We start from the raw sequence: 18,181 nt of genomic DNA, 5'->3' as shown, positions 1-18,181 counted from the left end.
GTGCCGGTTTCCGTCGGAGGCTGCGCGTAGGGTGGACGCGTGGCGGAGGAGACGAGAGCGGCGGCCGTGACGGCCCGGCAGGGGCGGCGCGCGCCCGCCGGCGGACGCGGCCGGGTGCGCAGCGCGGTCCTGTGGGACGCGGTGCTGGCGCGGGTCGCGTCCGAAGGACCGCGCGACGTCGTGGACGTGGGCGGCGGCACCGGCGGGTTCGCCGTGCCGCTCGCCGAACGCGGGCACCGCGTGACGGTCGTGGACGCCAACCCCGACGCGCTGGCCGCGCTGGAGCGGCGCGCCGCCGAGGCGGGCGTGGTCGTCCGCGCGGTCCAGGGCGACGCCGTGGACCTGCCCGGCCTGCTCGGCCCGGCGACGGCCGACCTGGTGCTGTGCCACAACGTGCTGGAGTTCGTGGACGACCCGGCCGCGGCGATGGCGGCGCTGACCGCGGCGCTGCGGCCGGGCGGGACGCTGAGCGTCCTCGCGGCCGGACGGCTCGGCGGGGTCCTGTCCCGGGCGCTCGGCGGGCACTTCGCCGACGCGCGGGCCGCCCTCGCCGACCCGTCCGGGCGGTACGGCGCGCAGGACCGGATGCCCCGCCGCTTCACCCGCGAGTCGCTGGCGGAGCTGGCGGCGGGCGCGGGGCTGCGGGACGTCGCGCTCCAGGGCGTCCGGATCTTCGCCGACCTGGTGCCGAGCGGGCTGACCGACGGCGACGCCGAGTCCGCCGAGGCGCTGCTGGCGCTGGAGGCCGCCGCCGCCGTGCACCCCGTCCTGCGGGACCTGGCCGCCCAGCTCCATCTGCTCGCCGACCGGCCGTGAGCCGCAAGCAGCAGTTGCACCGGCCGGGGCCGCCGCCCGGGCCGCCCGCCGACGACACCGGCTGCGGCGTGCTGCACGTGGACATGGACGCGTTCTTCGTGAGCGTGGAGCTGCTGGAGCGCCCCGAGCTGCGGGGCCGTCCGGTCATCGTCGGCGGGACGGGCGCGCGCGGCGTGGTGTCGGCGGCGTCCTACGAGGCGCGGGAGTTCGGCGTCCACTCGGCGATGCCGATGTCGCGCGCCCGGCGGCTCGCGCCGCACGCGGTCGTGCTGCCGGTCCGCCACGAGCGGTACACGGCGGTGTCGGCGGCGGTGTTCGAGCTGTTCCACACGGTGACGCCGCTGGTCGAGGGGCTGTCGCTGGACGAGGCGTTCCTCGACGTCTCCGGCGCGCTGCGGCGGCTCGGCCGGCCCGCCGCGATCGCCGCGAAGATCCGCGCGGACGTCGCCGAGCAGCAGGGCATCACGTGCTCGGTGGGCGTCGCGAGCACCAAGTTCGTCGCGAAGCTGGCCTCGACGCGCTGCAAGCCGGACGGGATGCTCGTCGTCCCGGCCGACGGCGTCCTGGACTTCCTGCACCCGCTGCCGGTCGCGGCGCTGTGGGGCGTGGGGGAGCGCACCGAGAACGCCTTGTTCCGGCTCGGCCTGCGGACGGTCGGTGAGCTCGCCCGGATGCCGCTGGAGCGGTTGCAGCGCGAGCTGGGCACCGCGGTCGGCCGTCATCTGCACGAGCTGGCGTGGGGTCGCGACCCGCGTCCGGTCGACCCGGACGGCGTGGACAAGAGCGTCGGCGCCGAGGAGACGTTCCCGACCGACGTGGACGATCCCGCCGTGATCCGCCGCGAGCTGCTGCGGCTGGCCGAGAAGGTGGGCGAGCGGCTGCGCCGGGGCGGCCACGCGGGCCGGACGGTCACGGTCAAGCTGCGCCGGGGCGACTTCTCGACGATCACGCGATCCCGGACGCTGCCGGATTCGACCGATCTGTCTCGTGTGATCTACATCACAGCATGTGAGCTGTACGAGGCGTCCGGACTTGAACGGGTACGTCTTCGGCTGATCGGCGTCCGGGTCGAGAACCTGGTCACCGCCGGAGCGGCCCCCCGCCAGCTCGCGCTCGACGACGCCGAGGACGGCTGGCACGCGGCCGAACGGGCGGTCGACCAGGCGGCCCATCGGTTCGGCCGGGGTACGCTGCGCCCGGCGGCCCTGGTCCGACGGGACGGACCCGGCGCCGCCGCCGCGACGGGAAGAAGAGATGATGAAGGGAACGACGGCAGAGGAAGGTGAGATGACCGGCACAGGGACCGCGGTCGGCCGTGCGCTTTCGTGTCCTCGCCCCGGCTCGTATTCTGGGCATATCACCGTTGAGGTCCACGTCCTGCACCGGGTCACCCGCCGCGGGGCCGTCGATGGGAGGCGCCGTGCCGCTCTCTGATCACGAGCAGCGCATGCTCGACCAGATCGAGCAGGCGTTGTACGCCGAGGATCCCAAGTTCGCGCAGGCCGTGCGCAACAAGGATCCGCGGGTGCACTACAAGCGGCGGATCGTCAAGGCCGCGCTCGGCTTCGTCGCCGGCGTCTGCGCGCTGATGGCCGGCCTGATCGTCAACGCCGGGGCCGTGACCATCGTCGTCAGCGTCGCGGGCTTCCTGCTCATGGTGGCGTGCTGCGTGTGGGCCCTGACGAGCTGGAAGAAGATGACCGGGGGAGCGCCCGCCCCCGCCGGTCCGCAGCGCCGCCGCAAGCGGTCCCGCGCCGGCTTCATGGAGCGGATGGAAGAGCGCTGGCGCCGCCGCAGCGACGAAGCCTGACCCGCCCCACTCTCTGACAAGGGCCGCCGTCCGCAGGCCCCGGCCACCCCGCCGGGGCCACCAGCCCCGACCCACGCCCCCCGCGCCCGCCCGCCCCGCGCCCTGCGGCCATCCGCCCTGACCCACGCACGCCCCGCGTCTGCCCGGCCCCGCGCCCCGTGAACGCCTGGCCCGCGCCCTGCGGCCGTCCGCGCGGACCCGTGCCCTACGAACGCCCGGCTCGCGCCCTGCGGCCGTCCGTCCCGACCCGCGTGCGCCCGGCCTCGCGCCCTGCGGGCGTCCGCGCGGACTCATGCCCCACGAACGCCCGGCCCGACTTTCGCGCGGGCCCGCGCGTTCGGCTCGGTCGCTGAAAGCGGCTTCGCGCGCGCTACCGCGCCGACTCCCGAGCTCCGGCGTTGCCGGCCCGGTGCGCGGCCCGAAGTCCGCGCACGACGACCACGACTCGCGCGCTCGGCGCACGGCGTGCGCGGGCCGGTGCACGATCCGCGCGGTGGGCTCAGCGGCTGAAGCGGTCTTGGGCTCGGCGGGCGGCCTCTCGTGCGGTCTGCCGGGCTGTCGCGGTGAAGGCGGCGAGGCGTCCGGGGGTGCGGCCGGACGGTGCGAGGCGTGCCAGTTCCCGTGCCGACGCGCGGGCCGAGTCGCGGGCCGTCTCCAGGGCCGACGGCGGCAGCATCCGGGCCCGCCAGCGCGCCCGGCGCGGGACGGCCGCCGCGAACGCCGCGCGGACCGTCCGGACGTCGGCGCGCAGGGCGCCGCGCGGCACCCGCACGCCCGAGCGCGAGTAGCGGGCCAGTTCCTCGGCCATCGCGATCCGTCCGAGCGCCTCCCGCGCGGGCGACGGCAGCTCCAGCGTCTCGGTGAGCCGCCGGGCGGTGGCGCGGGGCGACTCGTTCGGGAGCCAGGGGAGGCCGTGGTCGAGCGCGTCCGTCCGCACCTCCCGCCACGCGGTGTGCGCGGCGCCGGGCGACGGCGCGCGGGGCGGGGGGACCGGTCCCCGGCGGGGTTCGGGCGGCGGTTCGGCCGCCGCCCAGCGGCGGCGGCGCACGAGCACCCGCACGACGGTCGGCGCGGCCAGCAGGAGCAGGACGAGCACGCCGAGCCCGATCCACGCGGCCGGGACGCCCCGGTCGTCCTCCTCGCGCGTCCCGTCGGGGGAGTCCAGCAGGTCCCGGCGGCCGGACGCGGTGCCGGACGGCGCGCCGGACGGCCGGTCGCCCGCCGACGGTTCCTCGACCGTGGTCGGCGAGCCCGACGTGTCGCCCTCGTCCGGGCCGGTGCGGGCGGTGTAGTCCGGCGGGACGGCCGTGCCCTGGCCCGCGATCCCCGACGGCGTCGGCTCGAACCGGATCCAGCCCGCGCCGGGGAAGTACAGCTCCGGCCAGGCGTGCGCGTCCCGCGACCGGACGACCCAGCGTCCGTTCTCCTCGGTCCCGGGCGTGTAGCCCATCGCGACGCGCGCGGGGATGCCGAGGATCCGCGCCATCAGCGCCATCGACGCCGCGAACTGCTCGCAGTAGCCGCGCCGGTTCTTCACGAGGAAGGCGAGCAGGTCGCTGCCGTGCTGCGGCGGGGGCGCGGACAGGTCGTAGGTGAACCCGCCCGTCTCGGTGAACCACCGCTGGAGCCGCACCGCCTGCTGGTAGGAGCTGCTCGCGCCGGCGGTGACCTTGTCGGCCAGGTTCCGGACGATCGCCGGCACGTTCTTCGGGTACGCCGTGTACCGGCCGACGATCTCGGCGGGCAGCGCGCCGCCGACCGACAGGTCCGCCGCCGTCGGCTCGGGGCGGACGCTGTCGACGGTGTAGGCCCGTCCGCTCGCCGAGTCGCGCAGCGAGTAGACCATCAGCGACTCCGGATGGACCCGCCAGTCGCCGGACACCGACACCCGCGCGGGCGCGTACGGGACGGGCAGGAACGTCATCCGCCGCACCTCCGGCCGCACCGCCACGCGCGTCCGGACGGTCCGGGTCGGGACGAGCGTCATCCCCGGCGGGGCGGGCAGCGGTGCCTTGCCGATCTTGTCGCGCGGCGTGCTCCGCAGCGGGTCGTAGGTCCACCGGTCGCCGTCGAACCGGTCGAGCGCGTAGAGCCGCAGGTAGTCGGGCTGGGCGTCGGTCGTCCGGTAGGTCAGGACGACCGAGTCGTCCGGCCGGGTCAGCTCCCGCTTCAGGCTGACCAGCGGGTCGGGCGTCGTGACGGTCCGGGAGCCGCCGCCCGCGTCGTCCCGGCCGAACACGCCCTTCGGGTGCAGGCCGGGCAGCGCGAGCGGGACGAGCACGGCGATCGCCACGGCGGCGGCGCCGATCCGCCGGCCGCTCGCCGCCAGCGCGCCCGCCGGCACCCGTCCGCCGGGCCGGGGCTCGTCGGCGCCCGGCGGCGGCACCTCCGCGCCGGACCGGGGCGCGAACACCGCGCGTCCCCAGCCGCCGACCTGCTCGCGCGCGTCCGACGTGAGCAGCATCAGGAAGCCGAGCGCGCCCGCGCCGAACGCCAGCCAGCTCACGCCCTCCTCCCGCACCGCCGCCGGGACGCTGTACATCGCCAGCAGCGGCAGGCCCGCGAGCGCCGCCCGCCGCAGCCGGACCGCCAGCAGGTCCACCAGGACCGCGACCAGCCCGACGCCCGCCGCGACCAGCAGCGTGATGCCGTGGACGAGCGGCACCGGCGCCGCGTACTGGTTGACGGCCCGCCACCCGTCCGAGCCGAGCGTCACCAGGTGCCGCAGCGACCCCGGCGTCGGGACGACCCACAGCAGCGCCTGCGCGTGCGCGAACACCGCCGTCAGGTACAGCAGCAGCGCCGCCAGCCCGCCCGCCGCGCCGATCGCGGCGGAGAACCGCAGCCGCCGCATGAGCAGCCCGCCCGCCGCCGCGCACGGCACCGCGCCGAGCACCGCCCAGAACCACTGGCCCGAGGTGAACAGCGGATGCAGCCCGGCCGAGCCCGCCAGCGTCGCCAGCACGGCCGTCACCGTCATGCGGACCCTCATGCGCCGCCTCCCGCCGCCCGCTCCGCGCCCCCGTCGCCGAGCCCGGCCCACGCCGCCGGAAGCTCGGCCGCCGCGCCGACCACCGCGACGCGCCAGCCCGCCGCGCGCAGCGTCCGCGCCGCGCCCGCCGCCGTCGCTCCGCCGCGCTCGACCAGGATCGCCAGATGCACCGCCGCCCCGCGCCGCGCCGCCGCGACCGCGTGGGCGTCCTCCCCGCCGAGCGCCCCGAACACGCCGACGACCAGCGCGTTCTCCCGGCCCGCGCCGTGCAGGGCGCCGAGCCCGGGGACGAGCGACCGGACGTCGGACCGCCGCGCCACCGCCAGCGCGTCCAGCAGCAGGCCCGTGAAATCGCCGTCCGACGTCGGCAGCGCCTCGCCCTCGTCGGTCGCGTACCGCAGCCGCATCCCCGACTCCGCCAGATGCGCGCCGACCGACGCCGCCGCCGACACCGCCTGCTCGAACGCGGGCGGCGCCTCGCCGGGGAACGCGCGGCGGCGCGTGTCCAGGAACAGCGTCGCGGCACTGTGCCGCTGCTGCTCCTCGCGCCGAACCATCAGCTCCCCGCGCCGCGCCGTGGACCGCCAGTGGACGCGCCGCAGGTCGTCGCCGTGCCGGTACTCGCGCGGCGCCGCGTCGTCCTCGCCCGCCGCCGCGAGCGCCCGCGCCGGCCCGTCGCCGCCGCCGGGCGGCCCGCCGTCCGGACGGCCCGGCGGCAGCGGCACCACCTCCGGCGTCACGACCAGCGTGTCGGCCAGGCTGAACGACCGGATCAGCTCCACCATCCCGAACGGGTCGGTGAGCCGTACGACCAGCGGGCCGACCTGGTAGCGCCCGCGCACGTCCGAGCGGATCCGGTAGCTGAGCTGCCGCGACCCGCGCGGCTCGATCCGGTCCAGGACGAACCGGGCCCGCCCCCCGAGCGCGTACGGCACCTGGTCCTCGACCATCAGCAGCCCGCTCGGCAGCCGCGACACGTTCTCCAGCCGCAGGTCCGCGCGCGCCTCCCGGCCCGCCGGCAGCCGCGCCGGGCGCAGCCGCCGCGCGCACGCCAGCCGGTACCGCGTCCGCGACACCGCGAACGTGCACAGCAGCGGCAGCGCCAGGACCAGCACCCCGGCGCGCAGCAGGTCCCGCTCGCCGAGGACGAACGCGCACACGATCGCGGTGGCCCCGGCGGCGACGAACGACCGTCCGCGGGTGGTCAGCCCGGCCAGCGCTCTTCTCACGTCCCGCGCGTCACTTCCCCGGAGCGGGCACGGGCAGCCGTTTCACCAGGTCGGCGACCACGTGCTCGGGGCGGCGCCGTTCCATCCGCGCCTCGGCGGTCGGCAGCAGCCGGTGCGCGAGGACGGGGACGGCGAGGTCCTGGAGGTCGTCGGGCAGCACGTAGTCGCGCTCGTCCAGCGCCGCGTACGCCCGCGCGGCCCGGACGAGGTGCAGCGTCGCGCGCGGGGACGCGCCGAGCCGCAGGTCCGGGTGGGCGCGGGTCGCGGTGACGAGGTCGATCGCGTACTGCCGCACCGACGGCGCGACGTGCGTGCCGCGCACGACGGAGATGAGGCGCCGCACGTCCGCCGCGTCGGCGACGGCGGCGAGGCCGTCCAGCGGGGAACGCCCGCCGTGGACGTCCAGCATCTCCAGCTCGGCGGCGGGGTCGGGGTAGCCCATCGAGATCCGCGCGGTGAAACGGTCCCGCTGGGCCTCGGGCAGGGGGTAGGTCCCCTCCATCTCGACCGGGTTCTGCGTCGCGACGACCATGAACGGCGGCTCCAGCGGGTACGTCGTCCCGTCCACCGTGACCTGGCGCTCCTCCATGCACTCCAGCAGCGCCGACTGCGTCTTCGGGGACGCCCGGTTGATCTCGTCGCCGACGACGATGTTCGCGAACACCGGCCCCGGCTTGAACTCGAACTCGCGCAGTTCCTGGTCGTAGGCGCTGACGCCGGTGATGTCGCTCGGCAGCAGGTCGGGGGTGAACTGGACGCGCCGCACCGAGCAGTCGACCGACCGCGCCAGCGCCTTGGCCAGCAGCGTCTTGCCGACGCCGGGGACGTCCTCGATGAGCAGGTGGCCCTCGGCGAGCAGGACGGTCAGCGCCAGCCGGACCGCGGACGCCTTGCCCTCCACGACCGACTCGACGGCACGCCGGATCGCCCCCGCGACCCGGGCCAGGTCATCGAGTCCCGCGGCGGCCTCCATGACCGGCTCGCCGTCGTGCGTCCCAACTGCCACCTGCGACCCTCCTCGCCCACAGCTCCGCCGCCCGCCCTCGCGCGCCTCGAACGACAGTACGTCCTCGGCGCGGGCGCCGTGTTGTTCCCGGGGAACGGGTGCCCATTGTGCTCTACCGAAACCGCTGCCATTCCCCGCCTCTTCTCCGGCCCATTTCGGCCCCGTGCCGGCGCGCGGCCGTTCCGCGTCTTGACCGGGTCGGCGGGGCCGCGCGGCCCCCACTCCGCCCCACCCCTTCTGACCTGCGCAATCTCCGGCGATCTCGGGACGGCGGACGCGTTTTCGCGGTTGACGGTGGGGAAGAGTGGAGTACAGTGGAGCGCCGTGGGGCGCAGTAGCGACTCATGCGGTGCGGGAGGTGGGAGCCGGTGTTCCTCGGCACCCACAATCCGCGCCTCGACGACAAGGGACGGCTGTTCCTGCCGGCGAAGTACCGCGAGGAGCTGTCGGGGGGATTGGTGATCACGAAGGGCCAGGAGCGCTGTCTGTACGTCTTCCCGACGGCGGAGTTCCAGCGCATCACCGAGGCTCTGCGCGCCGCGCCGGTCACCGACCGCTCCGTGCGCGCCTACAGCCGCGTCTTCTTCGCCGGGGCCTCCGACGAGGTCCCCGACAAGCAGGGGCGCGTCACGATCCCCTCCCCGCTGCGGGCCTACGCGGGCCTGAGCCGCGAGTGCACGGTCATCGGCGCGAACACGCGCCTGGAGATCTGGGACACCGCGGCCTGGGAGACCTACCTGGAAGCCGAGGAACCGGCGTTCGCCGACGTCTCCGAGGAGGTGCTGCCAGGGATCCTATGACACGCGCGCCGGTCCGCGACCGGCACCGGCCGACGTTCGGCCAGGTCTCCAGCCGCTCTCCGAGCCCTCTGGCGCAGCTTCCCCGGCGCCAGACGGCGACCCCCCGCGTCGCGCACGCGGATCACTTCCTCAGGGCAGCGGATGGGGACCTGGCCGGACGAGGCCGCCGGACGCACCGGGGGGCCGTGCGGCACCGGCGAGCCGCGCAGACACCGCGAGCGCGGCGGCTTTCTACGAGGGGGTAGAGGACTTGACCGTGGGCGACCACGCGGCCGAGGCCGGTCACGTACCGGTCATGCTCGACCGCGTTCTGGAACTCGCGGCACCCGCCGTCGACCGCGTCACCGGCCGCGCGCCGGTCCATCTGGACGCGACGCTCGGCATGGGCGGGCACGCGGCGGCGATGCTGGCCGCGCACCCGGACCTGCGCCTCATCGGGCTGGACCGCGACACCACCGCGCTGGAGCGCTCCGCCCGGCGGCTCGCCCCCTTCGGCGACCGCGTCACGCTCGTCCACGCGGTGTACGACGAGATCCCCGGCGTCCTGGCGCGTCTCGGCGTGCCCGCGCTCGACAGCGCCCTGTTCGACCTCGGCGTCTCGTCCCCGCAACTGGACGAGGCCGAACGCGGCTTCGCCTACTCCTACGACGCCCCCCTCGACATGCGGATGGACCGCACGCAGGACCTCACCGCGGCCGAGGTCGTCAACGGCTACCCGCCCGCCGAGCTGGCGCGGATCCTGCGCGAGTACGGCGAGGAGCGGTTCGCGCAGCGGATCGCCGCCGCGATCGTCCGGGCGCGGACCGAGGCCCGGCTGGACTCGACGGCGAAGCTGGCCGACCTCGTCCGCACCGCGATCCCCGCCGCGACCCGCCGCACCGGCGGCAACCCCGCCAAGCGGACGTTCCAGGCGCTGCGGATCGAGGTGAACGGCGAACTGGAGACCTGGCGCCGCGCGCTGCCCGCCGCGCTGGACGCGCTGCCCGTCGGCGGCCGGGTCGTCGTCCTCAGCTACCACTCCCTGGAAGACCGCATCACCAAGCGGCTCCTCGCCGCCCAGGCGGCCGACACGACCCCGCCCGACCTGCCCGTCCCGCTGCCCGAGCACCAGCCGCGCTTCCGGCTGCTCACGCGCGGGGCCGAGCTGGCGTCGGACACGGAGACCACGACCAACCCGCGTGCCGGATCGGTGCGGTTGCGCGCCGCCGAGCGGGTCCGGGAGGCGACATGACCACGACGACACGTCCGCCGGGGGCACGGGACGAGCGTCCGCGCGGCGCGCGGGGGCGCGCGGCGGCCAAGGCGCGCCCGGCGGCCCGGACGGCGGCGCGCACCCGGCCCGCGACCGAGACGCGCCCGGAACCGCGCACCGAACCGCGCACCGACGCCCGCACCGAGGCGCGGGTCGAGCCGCGCGCCGAGCGGGCCGCGCGGCCGACGCGCGGGTCGGCGCCGCGCGCGCCGTTCGTGCTGCTCATCATCGGCCTGCTCGGCGGCGCGCTGGTCAGCCTGCTGCTGCTGAACACCGTCCTCGCCGAGGACGCGTTCACGCTCACCCGCCTCCAGCGCGACAACAAGATCCTCGCCCAGCAGAAGCAGGGCCTGGAGGAGGAGATCGCGCGCGAGGAGGCGCCCGAGAGCCTGCGCAAGAAGGCCGAGCAACTGGGGATGCGCCAGCCCGACACGCTGGCCTGGCTGGACGCCGACACCGGCCGTCCGATCGGCGGGTCGATGCGCCCGGTGCCGAGCGCCGCCGCCGCGGCGGCCGGGGCGGCGGGCGTGCTCGGCATCCCGGGCGCGGTGGTGCCGGGCGACGGCGTCCCGACCGCGCCGGGCGGTGCGGAGACCCCGTGATCCGGGACGGGCGGAGAAGGACGGCATGAGCAGGAGACCGGCGGGACCGCCGTCCGGCGGGGGCCGCCGGACGCCCCGGCCCGGCGGGCGGGGCGCTCCGGGCCGCGACGACCGCGCCGGGCCGCGCGCGTCCGGCCGCGGCGCGGGCGACACCGGCAGGACCCCGGGCGCCCGGCCGCGCCGCCCGGCCCGCGAGGTGCCGCCGCCCCGGCCGGGCGCGGCCCGCACCGGCGCCGCCGCACCGGGCACGGGCAAGCCGGGAACGGGCAAGTCCGGCACAGGCAAATCCGGCACGGGCAAGTCCAGCACGGGCAAAGGCGCCGCGGCCGGCACGGGCAGGCCCGGCGCGCCGAAGGCGGGCACCGGCAAGGCGGCGGGCGCGCGGCGGACGGCCCGGGGCGGCGGGCCGCGCGGCCCGAGGTCCGGCCCGCCGCGCCGCCCCGCGCGCCCGAAGACGCCGTTCCGCCGCCGCGACCCGCTGAAGCGCCTCAACGGGACGCTGCTGGTCGTCGCGTTCGTGCTGTCGCTGTTCGCGGGCCGCCTCGTGCAGCTCCAGACGATCGAGTCCGGCAAGTACACCGCGCAGGCCCGCAAGCAGCGCCTCCAGCCGATCGAGCTGCCCGCCGTCCGCGGCGACATCACCGACGCGCAGGGCAACCCGCTCGCGATGACCGTCGAGGCCAAGGCGATCGTCGCGGACCCGAGCGTGATCAAGCCGGCGAAGCGGCAGCAGGTCGTCGCCGCGCTCGCGCCGATGCTGTCGCTGGACCCCGCGACCGTCCTCAAGCGGATCAGCGCGCCCGACAGCCGGTTCGAGTACCTGGCGCACGGCGTCCGGCCCGACCAGGCGCGGCTGGTGATGAACCTCGACCTGCCCGGCATCCGCACCGAGCAGGAGTACCGGCGCGAGTACCCGAACGACTCGCTCGCGGCGGGCGTGATCGGGTTCGTCAACGCCGAGGGCGAGGGCGGCGCCGGGCTGGAGAGCGCGCTGAACTCCTCGCTGGCCGGACGCGACGGCTGGCAGCGCGTCGAGATCAGCACCAACGGCCAGCACATCCCGATGGGCGAGGACCAGAAGAAGCCGCCCGTCCCGGGCAAGGGCGTCCGGCTGACGCTGATGCGCGACCTGCAGTTCAAGGCGCAGCAGGCCATCGAGAAGCAGGTGCGGGCGACGGGCGCGCGCAGCGGGACGGTCATCGTCATGGAGCCGAGGACCGGACGGCTGCTCGCGCTGGCGTCCGCGCCGGGCTACAACCCGAACGAGTACACGAAGGCGAAGTCGTGGGGGAGCCCGGTCGTCCAGGAGGCCTACGAGCCGGGCAGCACCGGCAAGGTGATCACGGCGGCGGCGGTGATGGAGAAGGGCGGGGTCCGTCCCGACACCCCGTTCCACGTCCCCGACCGCATCAAGTTCTACGACACCGTCTTCCACGACTCGCACCCGCACGCGCCCGAGGACCTGACGTTCGCGGGCGTGCTCGCCACGTCCAGCAACGTCGGGACGATCCTCGCGAGCCAGCGCATCAGCGCCGAGACGCTGTACGAGTACGAGCGGGCGTTCGGGTTCGGGCAGAAGACCGCGATCGGCCTGCCGGGCGAGACGCCGGGCGTGCTGCGCCCGCCGGCGCAGTGGTCGGGGACGGACCGGTACCCCATCGCGTTCGGCCAGACCCTGTCGGTCAACGCCGTGCAGATGGCGAGCGTCTACGCGACGATCGCCAACGGCGGCGTCCGGGTGGCGCCGAACCTCATCGCCGGGAGCGTGGACGAGAACGGCGGGTTCACGGCGGCGGCGGCGCCCGCGCAGCGGCGCGTCGTCAGCGCCGAGACCGCCCGGCAGATCCGTGACATGCTGGAGGGGGTCACGACCAAGGAGGGCACCGCGCCCCTCGCCCAGATCCCGGGCTACCGGGTGGCGGGCAAGACGGGGACGGCGGAGATCGCCAATCCCGCGTGCGGGTGCTACCGGGGCGCGGGGTTCACCGCGTCGTTCGCGGGGTTCGCCCCGGCGGACGATCCGCAGCTCGTCGTGCAGGTCGTCCTGCAGCGGCCGACGAAGGGCAGCCACTTCGGCGGGGACGCCGCCGCGCCGGTGTTCCGGGACGTGATGGAGGCCGCCCTCGCCGCCCGGAAGATCCCGCCGACGGGCAGCAGGCCGCCGAAGGTGCGGATCCACGTCCGGGGCTGACGGCGCGGAGTAACCTCTGTCGCCGTGAGTTCTGGACCGGGCTCACCGGAAAAATCGTTCAAATCGTGCTGAAAGAGACGCCATGCGCCCCACCACGAGTACACCCCGGTCCCTGTCGGGGCTGGCGGCGCTGCTCGGCGCCGACGACCCGTCCGCCGGCGCGGTCGAGCTGACCGGGATCACCCACGACTCGCGCGCGGTGCGTCCCGGCGACCTGTACGCCGCGCTGCCGGGCGCCCGCGCGCACGGCGCGCAGTTCGCGCCGCAGGCCGCCGCCGCGGGCGCCGTCGCGATCCTCACCGATCCGGCCGGGCGGGCCGCCGCCGAGGCCGCCGGCCCGCCGGTCCTGGTCGTGGACGACCCGCGCGCCCGCCTCGGCGCCGCCGCGTCCTACGTCTACGGGGACCCGGTGACGGACCTGACGCTCATCGGCGTCACCGGCACCAGCGGCAAGACCACGACCGTCTACCTGCTGGAGGCGGGCCTGCGCGCGGCGGGCGTCGAGACGGGCGTGATCGGCACCGTCGAGATGCGCATCGGCGACCGGCGCGTCCCGAGCGCGCTCACCACCCCCGAGGCCACCGACCTGCACGCGCTGTTCGCGATGATGCGCGAGCAGCACGTCGGCGCGGCGGCGATGGAGGTGTCCAGCCACGCGCTCGCGCAGGGACGGGTCGGTGGCGCCCGCTACGAGGTCGCGGTGTTCACCAACCTCTCGCAGGACCACCTGGACTACCACCCGACCATGCAGGACTACTTCCTGGCGAAGGCGAAGCTGTTCACGCCGGAGTACAGCAGGGTCGGCGTGGTCAACATCGACGACCTGTACGGCCGGGAGCTGGTCGAGATCGCGTCCGTGCCCGTCACGACGTTCTCCGCGCAGGGCGACCCGGCCGCCGACTGGCGGGCCGAGGACGTGCGCGGCGGCCCGGCGGGCAGCGCGTTCCGGATCGTCGGGCCGGGCGGCGTCGAGGCGGACGCGTCGGTCGCGCTGCCCGGCCCGTTCAACGTCGCGAACGCCCTGGCGGCGGTGGTGGCGCTCGTCGAGGCCGGGATCGGCCTGCCGGCGGCGGTGCGCGGGGTCGCGTCGCTGCGCGGCGTCCCCGGACGCCTGGAGCCGGTGGACGAGGGCCAGGAGTTCGCCGTCCTCGTGGACTACTCGCACAAGCCCGGCGCGGTCGAGGCCGTGCTGACGGCGCTGCGGCCGGTCACCGAGGGACGGCTGGCGATCGTCCTCGGCTGCGGCGGCGACCGCGACCGGGGCAAGCGCCCGCTGATGGGCGAGGCGGCGGCGCGGCTCGCCGACGCGGCCTATTTCACGAGCGACAACCCGAGGTCGGAGGATCCGCTCGCGATCCTCGCCGCTATGGTCGAGGGCGGGCTCAAGGTGCCGCAGCCCGAGCGGGCGCACATCGTGGTAGAACCCGACCGCGCCGCCGCGATCGGGCTGGCGATCGGCCGGGCCGGGCGCGGCGACGTGGTCGTCGTCGCGGGCAAGGGCCACGAGCAGGGACAGTACGTGGCCGGCGAGGTCATCGCGTTCGACGACCGGGAGGTCGTGCGCGCGGCGCTGCGCCGGGCCGGCGCCGCCGGGGGCGGGCCGGAGGGCCACCTGAGAGGGGACGGGACGCAGGCGTGATCCCACTTCCACTGGCGACGGTCGCGGAAACGACGGGGGGCGCCCTCCACGGCGATCCCGCGACCGTCGTGACCGGGCCCGTCGTCATCGACTCGCGGGCCGTCGAACCGGGCGCGCTGTTCGTCGCGCTGCGCGGCGAGCGCGCCGACGGGCACGACTTCGCCGCCGGGGCGCTCGGCGCGGGCGCGGCGGCGGTGCTGGCCGAACGGCCGGTCGAGGGCGGCCCGTCCGTCGTCGTGCCGGACGCGCAGGAGGCGCTCGGACGGCTCGCGCGCGGCGTCCTGGCCCGGCTGCCGGACGCGCGGGTCGTCGCGGTCACCGGGTCGGCGGGCAAGACGTCGACCAAGGACCTCATCGCGCACCTGCTGGAGCGGTCGGGGCCGACGGTGTGGCCGCCGGGCTCGTTCAACAACGAGATCGGGCTGCCGCTGACGGTCCTGCGCGCGGACGCCGCCACCCGGCACCTGGTGCTGGAGATGGGCGCGCGTGGCGTCGGTCACATCGCCTACCTGGCCGGGATCGCCCCGCCGCACGTCGGCGCGGTGCTGAACGTCGGCACCGCGCACCTCGGCGAGTTCGGCAGCCCGGAGGGCATCGCGCGCGCCAAGGGCGAACTGGCCGAGGCGGTCGGGCCGGACGGGACGGTCGTCCTCAACGCCGACGACCCGCTGGTCCGGGGCATGGCGGCGCGGACGAAGGCGCGGATCGTGCTGTTCGGGCGCGGCCCCGACGCCGAGGTCCGCGCCGTGGACGAGCGCCTGGACGACGCGGGCCGCCCGGTGTTCACGCTGGTGACGCCGGAGGGGAGCGCCCCGGTCGCGCTGCGGCTGCACGGCGCGCACGCGGCCCTGAACGCGCTGGCCGCCGCGGCGGCGGCACGCGCCTCGGGCCTGCCGCTGGCGGACATCGCGGCGGGGCTGTCGGACGCCGTCCCGGCGAGCCGGTGGCGGATGGAGGTCACCGAGCGGGCGGACGGCGTCACGGTCGTCAACGACGCCTACAACGCCAATCCGGACTCGACGCGCTCGGCCGTGGACGTCGTCCGGCACATGGCCCGGGGCCGCCGCGCCTTCGCGGTTCTCGGCGAGATGGCCGAACTCGGGGACTCTTCTGTGGCGGAACATGCCAAGATCGGGCAGCATGTCGCGCGCAGCGGATTCGACGGCCTGATCACGGTCGGCGGCGCGGCGGCGGCGATGGCCGAAGGGGCCGGGCGGGTCGCGTCATGGACGGGAGAGTGCGTACAGGTGGATGACGTCGGCACGGCGGTGACCGTGCTCAGCGAGCGGCTCCGGCCGCGAGACGTCGTGCTGGTGAAGGGCTCCCGCGTCGCCGGGCTGGAACGGGTCGCGCAGGCCCTGCTGGCGGACGGCCGCCCGGCCGCGGGAGGCGGGCGCCGATGACCAACATTCTCATCGGAGCGGGCATCGCTCTGCTGTTCAGCATGCTCGGCACCCCGGTGTGGATCCGGATCGTCCGCCGGCTCGGCTACGGCCAGATGATCCGCGAGGAGGGTCCCGAGGCCCACCTCAGCAAGCGCGGGACGCCCACGATGGGCGGCGCGGTGTTCATCGTCGGCTCGCTCATCGGGTACGCGGCGGCGCACCTGTTCACCGGGACGCCCCCGACGATCTCGGGCGTGCTGGTGCTGTTCCTGATGACGGGCCTCGGGTTCGTCGGCTTCGTGGACGACTACATCAAGGTCTTCAAGCAGCGCAGCCTCGGTCTGCGCAGCGGCGCGAAGATGATCGGGATCATCCTGATCGGCGTGGTGTTCGCGGTCGGCGCGCTGAACTTCCCGAACGGCTACGACGTGACGCCCGCGTCCCCGCGCCTGTCGTTCCTGCGCGACTTCGGGCCGACGATCGGCCCGTACCTGTTCGTCCTGTGGGCGCTGCTGCTGATCGCGGCGATGTCGAACGGCGTGAACCTGACCGACGGGCTGGACGGCCTGGCGGCGGGCCCGGCCGCGATGGTCCTGGCCGCGTACGTGATCATCGGGAACTGGCAGCTCCGCAACAGCTGCTTCGACGGCGCGCTCGCCCAGAACTGCTACAGCGTCCGCGACCCCCTCGACCTCGCGGTCGTCGCGGCGACGATGCTCGGCGCGGTGCTCGGCTTCCTGTGGTGGAACGCGCCGCCCGCCAAGATCTTCATGGGCGACACCGGCTCGCTGGCCCTCGGCGGCGTCCTGGTCGGCCTCGCGATCCTCACCCGGACGCAGTTCCTGCTGGCCATCCTGTGCGGCCTCATCGTCATGATCACCCTGTCGGTGATCATCCAGGTGGGCGGGTTCAAGATGACGGGCAAACGCGTGTTCAAGATGGCGCCGCTCCAGCACCACTTCGAGCTGTCGGGCTGGGTCGAGACGACGATCGTCGTGCGATTCTGGCTGATGTCGGCGCTGTTCACCGGCATCGGACTCGGCTTGTTCTACCTGGAATGGATGCCCAAGAAGTGACGACGGGGGAGTGGTCGGGGACCCGCGTGTGCGTGGCGGGCCTCGGCGTGTCCGGCCGCGCCGCCGCGCGCGTCCTCGCCGAGCGCGGGGCGCGGGTCACGGTGGTGGACGGCGGTGACGACGAGCGCCGCCGCGCGGACGCCGCCGAGCTGGCCGGACGCGGCGTGGACGTCCGGCTCGGCGACGGCGGCACGCTGCCCGTCGGCACCGAACTCGTCGTCACCTCCCCGGGCTGGCGGCCGGACGCGCCGCTGTTCGCCGCCGCCCGCGCCGCCGGCGTCGAGGTGTACGGCGAGGTCGAGCTGGCGTGGCGGCTGCGCGGCCCGGACGCCGCGCCGTGGCTCGCGCTGACCGGCACCAACGGCAAGACCACCGCCGTGCGGATGCTCGCCGCGATCCTCACCGCCGCCGGGCACGACGCCCTGGCGGTCGGGAACGTCGGCACGCCGATCGTGGAGGCGGTGCTGGAGAAGCACGACGTCCTCGCGGTCGAGCTGTCGAGCTACCAGTTGCACTGGTCGTCCACGGTGACGCCGCACGCGGCGGCCGTGCTGAACATCGCGCCCGACCATCTGGACTGGCACGGCTCGCTGGCGGAGTACGCCGCCGCCAAGGGCCGGATCTTCGCGCCGGGGACGATCGCGATCGTCAACGCCGACGACCCCGGCTCGGCGGCGCTCGGCGGCCCGGACGCGCGGGCGTTCACGCTCGGCGTCCCCGCGCCCGGCCAGGTCGGCGTCGTGGAGGACCTGCTGGTCGACCGCGCGTTCGTCCCCGACCCGGTGACGGCCGCCGAGGAACTCGGGACGACCTCCGACGTCCGCCCGTTCGCGCCGCACAACGTCGCCAACGCGCTCGCCGCCGCCGCGCTGGCCCGCGCGTTCGGCGTCCCGCCCGAGGCGGTCGGCGCGGGGCTGCGCGCGTTCGTCCCCGACCCGCACCGCATCGCGCACGTCGCGACGGTCGGCGGCGTCGACTACGTGGACGACTCCAAGGCCACCAACCCGCACGCCGCCGCGTCCTCGCTCGCCGCGTGCGCGTCGGCGGTGTGGATCGCGGGCGGACTGCTGAAGGGCGCGGACGTGGACGAACTCGTCGCGTCCGTCGCGGGACGGCTGCGCGGAGCGGTCCTGCTCGGCGCCGAACGGGACCGGATCGCGGCGGCACTCGCGCGACACGCGCCGGATGTCCCGGTCGTGGACGTCCCCGACACCGACACTGGGGCGATGGACCGCGTGGTGACCGCAGCGGCCGGGCTGGCCCGCCCCGGCGACACGGTGCTGCTCGCCCCCGCCGGGGCGTCGTTCGACATGTTCCCGAACTACGGTGCGCGCGGCGACGCGTTCGCCGCGGCGGTGCGGCGGCTGGCCGGGTCCCGGTAGG

Annotated in this window: 14 protein-coding genes; 11 read left to right on the top strand and 3 right to left on the bottom strand. The window is 75.9% G+C overall.

Going from position 1 to position 18,181, the window contains the following annotated elements:
- Positions 1–39: 39 nt before the first annotated feature.
- From BTM25_RS13065 to BTM25_RS13055, 3 genes are all read left to right on the top strand, one after another.
- Complete coding sequence (locus tag BTM25_RS13065; RefSeq protein ID WP_103563181.1) at positions 40–816, top strand: methyltransferase domain-containing protein; 777 nt, start codon at positions 40–42, stop codon at positions 814–816.
- Positions 813–2,102, top strand: coding sequence for a DNA polymerase IV (locus BTM25_RS13060; RefSeq protein WP_103563180.1), 1,290 nt, complete (start codon positions 813–815; stop codon positions 2,100–2,102). Before BTM25_RS13065 ends, BTM25_RS13060 begins: the two co-directional genes overlap by 4 nt.
- A gap of 134 nt (positions 2,103–2,236) precedes the next feature.
- On the top strand, positions 2,237–2,626 hold the full coding sequence (locus tag BTM25_RS13055) for a DUF3040 domain-containing protein (RefSeq protein ID WP_103563179.1): 390 nt from the start codon (positions 2,237–2,239) through the stop codon (positions 2,624–2,626).
- 499 nt (positions 2,627–3,125) lie between these two features.
- On the opposite strand, the gene BTM25_RS13050 is transcribed toward BTM25_RS13055, so the two are convergent.
- From BTM25_RS13050 to BTM25_RS13040, 3 genes are read right to left on the bottom strand one after another with little or no spacing between them, the layout of a single operon-like run.
- Positions 3,126–5,618 (bottom strand): transglutaminase family protein, encoded by a 2,493-nt coding sequence (locus BTM25_RS13050; RefSeq protein ID WP_235828387.1) that lies wholly within the window; start codon positions 5,616–5,618, stop codon positions 3,126–3,128.
- Entirely contained in the window at positions 5,615–6,847 is a 1,233-nt protein-coding gene (locus BTM25_RS13045) for a DUF58 domain-containing protein (RefSeq protein WP_103563177.1), read from the bottom strand. The genes BTM25_RS13050 and BTM25_RS13045 overlap by 4 nt, the downstream gene beginning before the upstream one ends.
- A gap of 10 nt (positions 6,848–6,857) precedes the next feature.
- Complete coding sequence (locus tag BTM25_RS13040) at positions 6,858–7,853, bottom strand: AAA family ATPase (protein WP_407923382.1); 996 nt, start codon at positions 7,851–7,853, stop codon at positions 6,858–6,860.
- 368 nt (positions 7,854–8,221) lie between these two features.
- On the opposite strand from BTM25_RS13040, the gene mraZ reads away from it, so the two are divergent.
- From mraZ to murD, 8 genes are all read left to right on the top strand, one after another.
- Entirely contained in the window at positions 8,222–8,653 is a 432-nt protein-coding gene (gene mraZ / locus BTM25_RS13035; protein ID WP_103563175.1) for a division/cell wall cluster transcriptional repressor MraZ, read from the top strand.
- A 256-nt stretch (positions 8,654–8,909) separates the two neighbouring features.
- Positions 8,910–9,884 (top strand): 16S rRNA (cytosine(1402)-N(4))-methyltransferase RsmH, encoded by a 975-nt coding sequence (gene rsmH / locus BTM25_RS13030; RefSeq protein ID WP_268877659.1) that lies wholly within the window; start codon positions 8,910–8,912, stop codon positions 9,882–9,884.
- The gene (locus BTM25_RS13025) at positions 9,881–10,507 is read left to right on the top strand and encodes an FtsB/FtsL family cell division protein (protein ID WP_103563173.1); all 627 of its coding nucleotides are present in this window, start codon (positions 9,881–9,883) and stop codon (positions 10,505–10,507) included. The genes rsmH and BTM25_RS13025 overlap by 4 nt, the downstream gene beginning before the upstream one ends.
- Before the next feature lie 25 nt (positions 10,508–10,532).
- Positions 10,533–12,698, top strand: a complete 2,166-nt coding sequence (locus BTM25_RS13020) for a peptidoglycan D,D-transpeptidase FtsI family protein (protein ID WP_103563172.1) — start codon at positions 10,533–10,535, stop codon at positions 12,696–12,698.
- An 82-nt stretch (positions 12,699–12,780) separates the two neighbouring features.
- Complete coding sequence (locus tag BTM25_RS13015) at positions 12,781–14,337, top strand: UDP-N-acetylmuramoyl-L-alanyl-D-glutamate--2,6-diaminopimelate ligase (protein WP_103563171.1); 1,557 nt, start codon at positions 12,781–12,783, stop codon at positions 14,335–14,337.
- On the top strand, positions 14,334–15,740 hold the full coding sequence (locus tag BTM25_RS13010) for a UDP-N-acetylmuramoyl-tripeptide--D-alanyl-D-alanine ligase (protein WP_103563170.1): 1,407 nt from the start codon (positions 14,334–14,336) through the stop codon (positions 15,738–15,740). Before BTM25_RS13015 ends, BTM25_RS13010 begins: the two co-directional genes overlap by 4 nt.
- Positions 15,737–16,798 carry a phospho-N-acetylmuramoyl-pentapeptide-transferase gene (gene mraY, locus BTM25_RS13005; protein ID WP_103563169.1) on the top strand — a complete coding sequence of 354 codons (1,062 nt, stop codon included), beginning with the start codon at positions 15,737–15,739 and terminating at the stop codon, positions 16,796–16,798. The genes BTM25_RS13010 and mraY overlap by 4 nt, the downstream gene beginning before the upstream one ends.
- Entirely contained in the window at positions 16,795–18,180 is a 1,386-nt protein-coding gene (gene murD, locus BTM25_RS13000; protein WP_407923381.1) for a UDP-N-acetylmuramoyl-L-alanine--D-glutamate ligase, read from the top strand. The genes mraY and murD overlap by 4 nt, the downstream gene beginning before the upstream one ends.
- Position 18,181 lies beyond the last annotated feature (1 nt).

It is taken from the genome of Actinomadura rubteroloni (assembly GCF_002911665.1).
Taxonomy (GTDB): domain Bacteria; phylum Actinomycetota; class Actinomycetes; order Streptosporangiales; family Streptosporangiaceae; genus Spirillospora; species Spirillospora rubteroloni.
The sequence above is the reverse complement of the archived record's forward strand: the minus strand, read 5'-3'. Positions and strand labels throughout refer to the sequence as shown.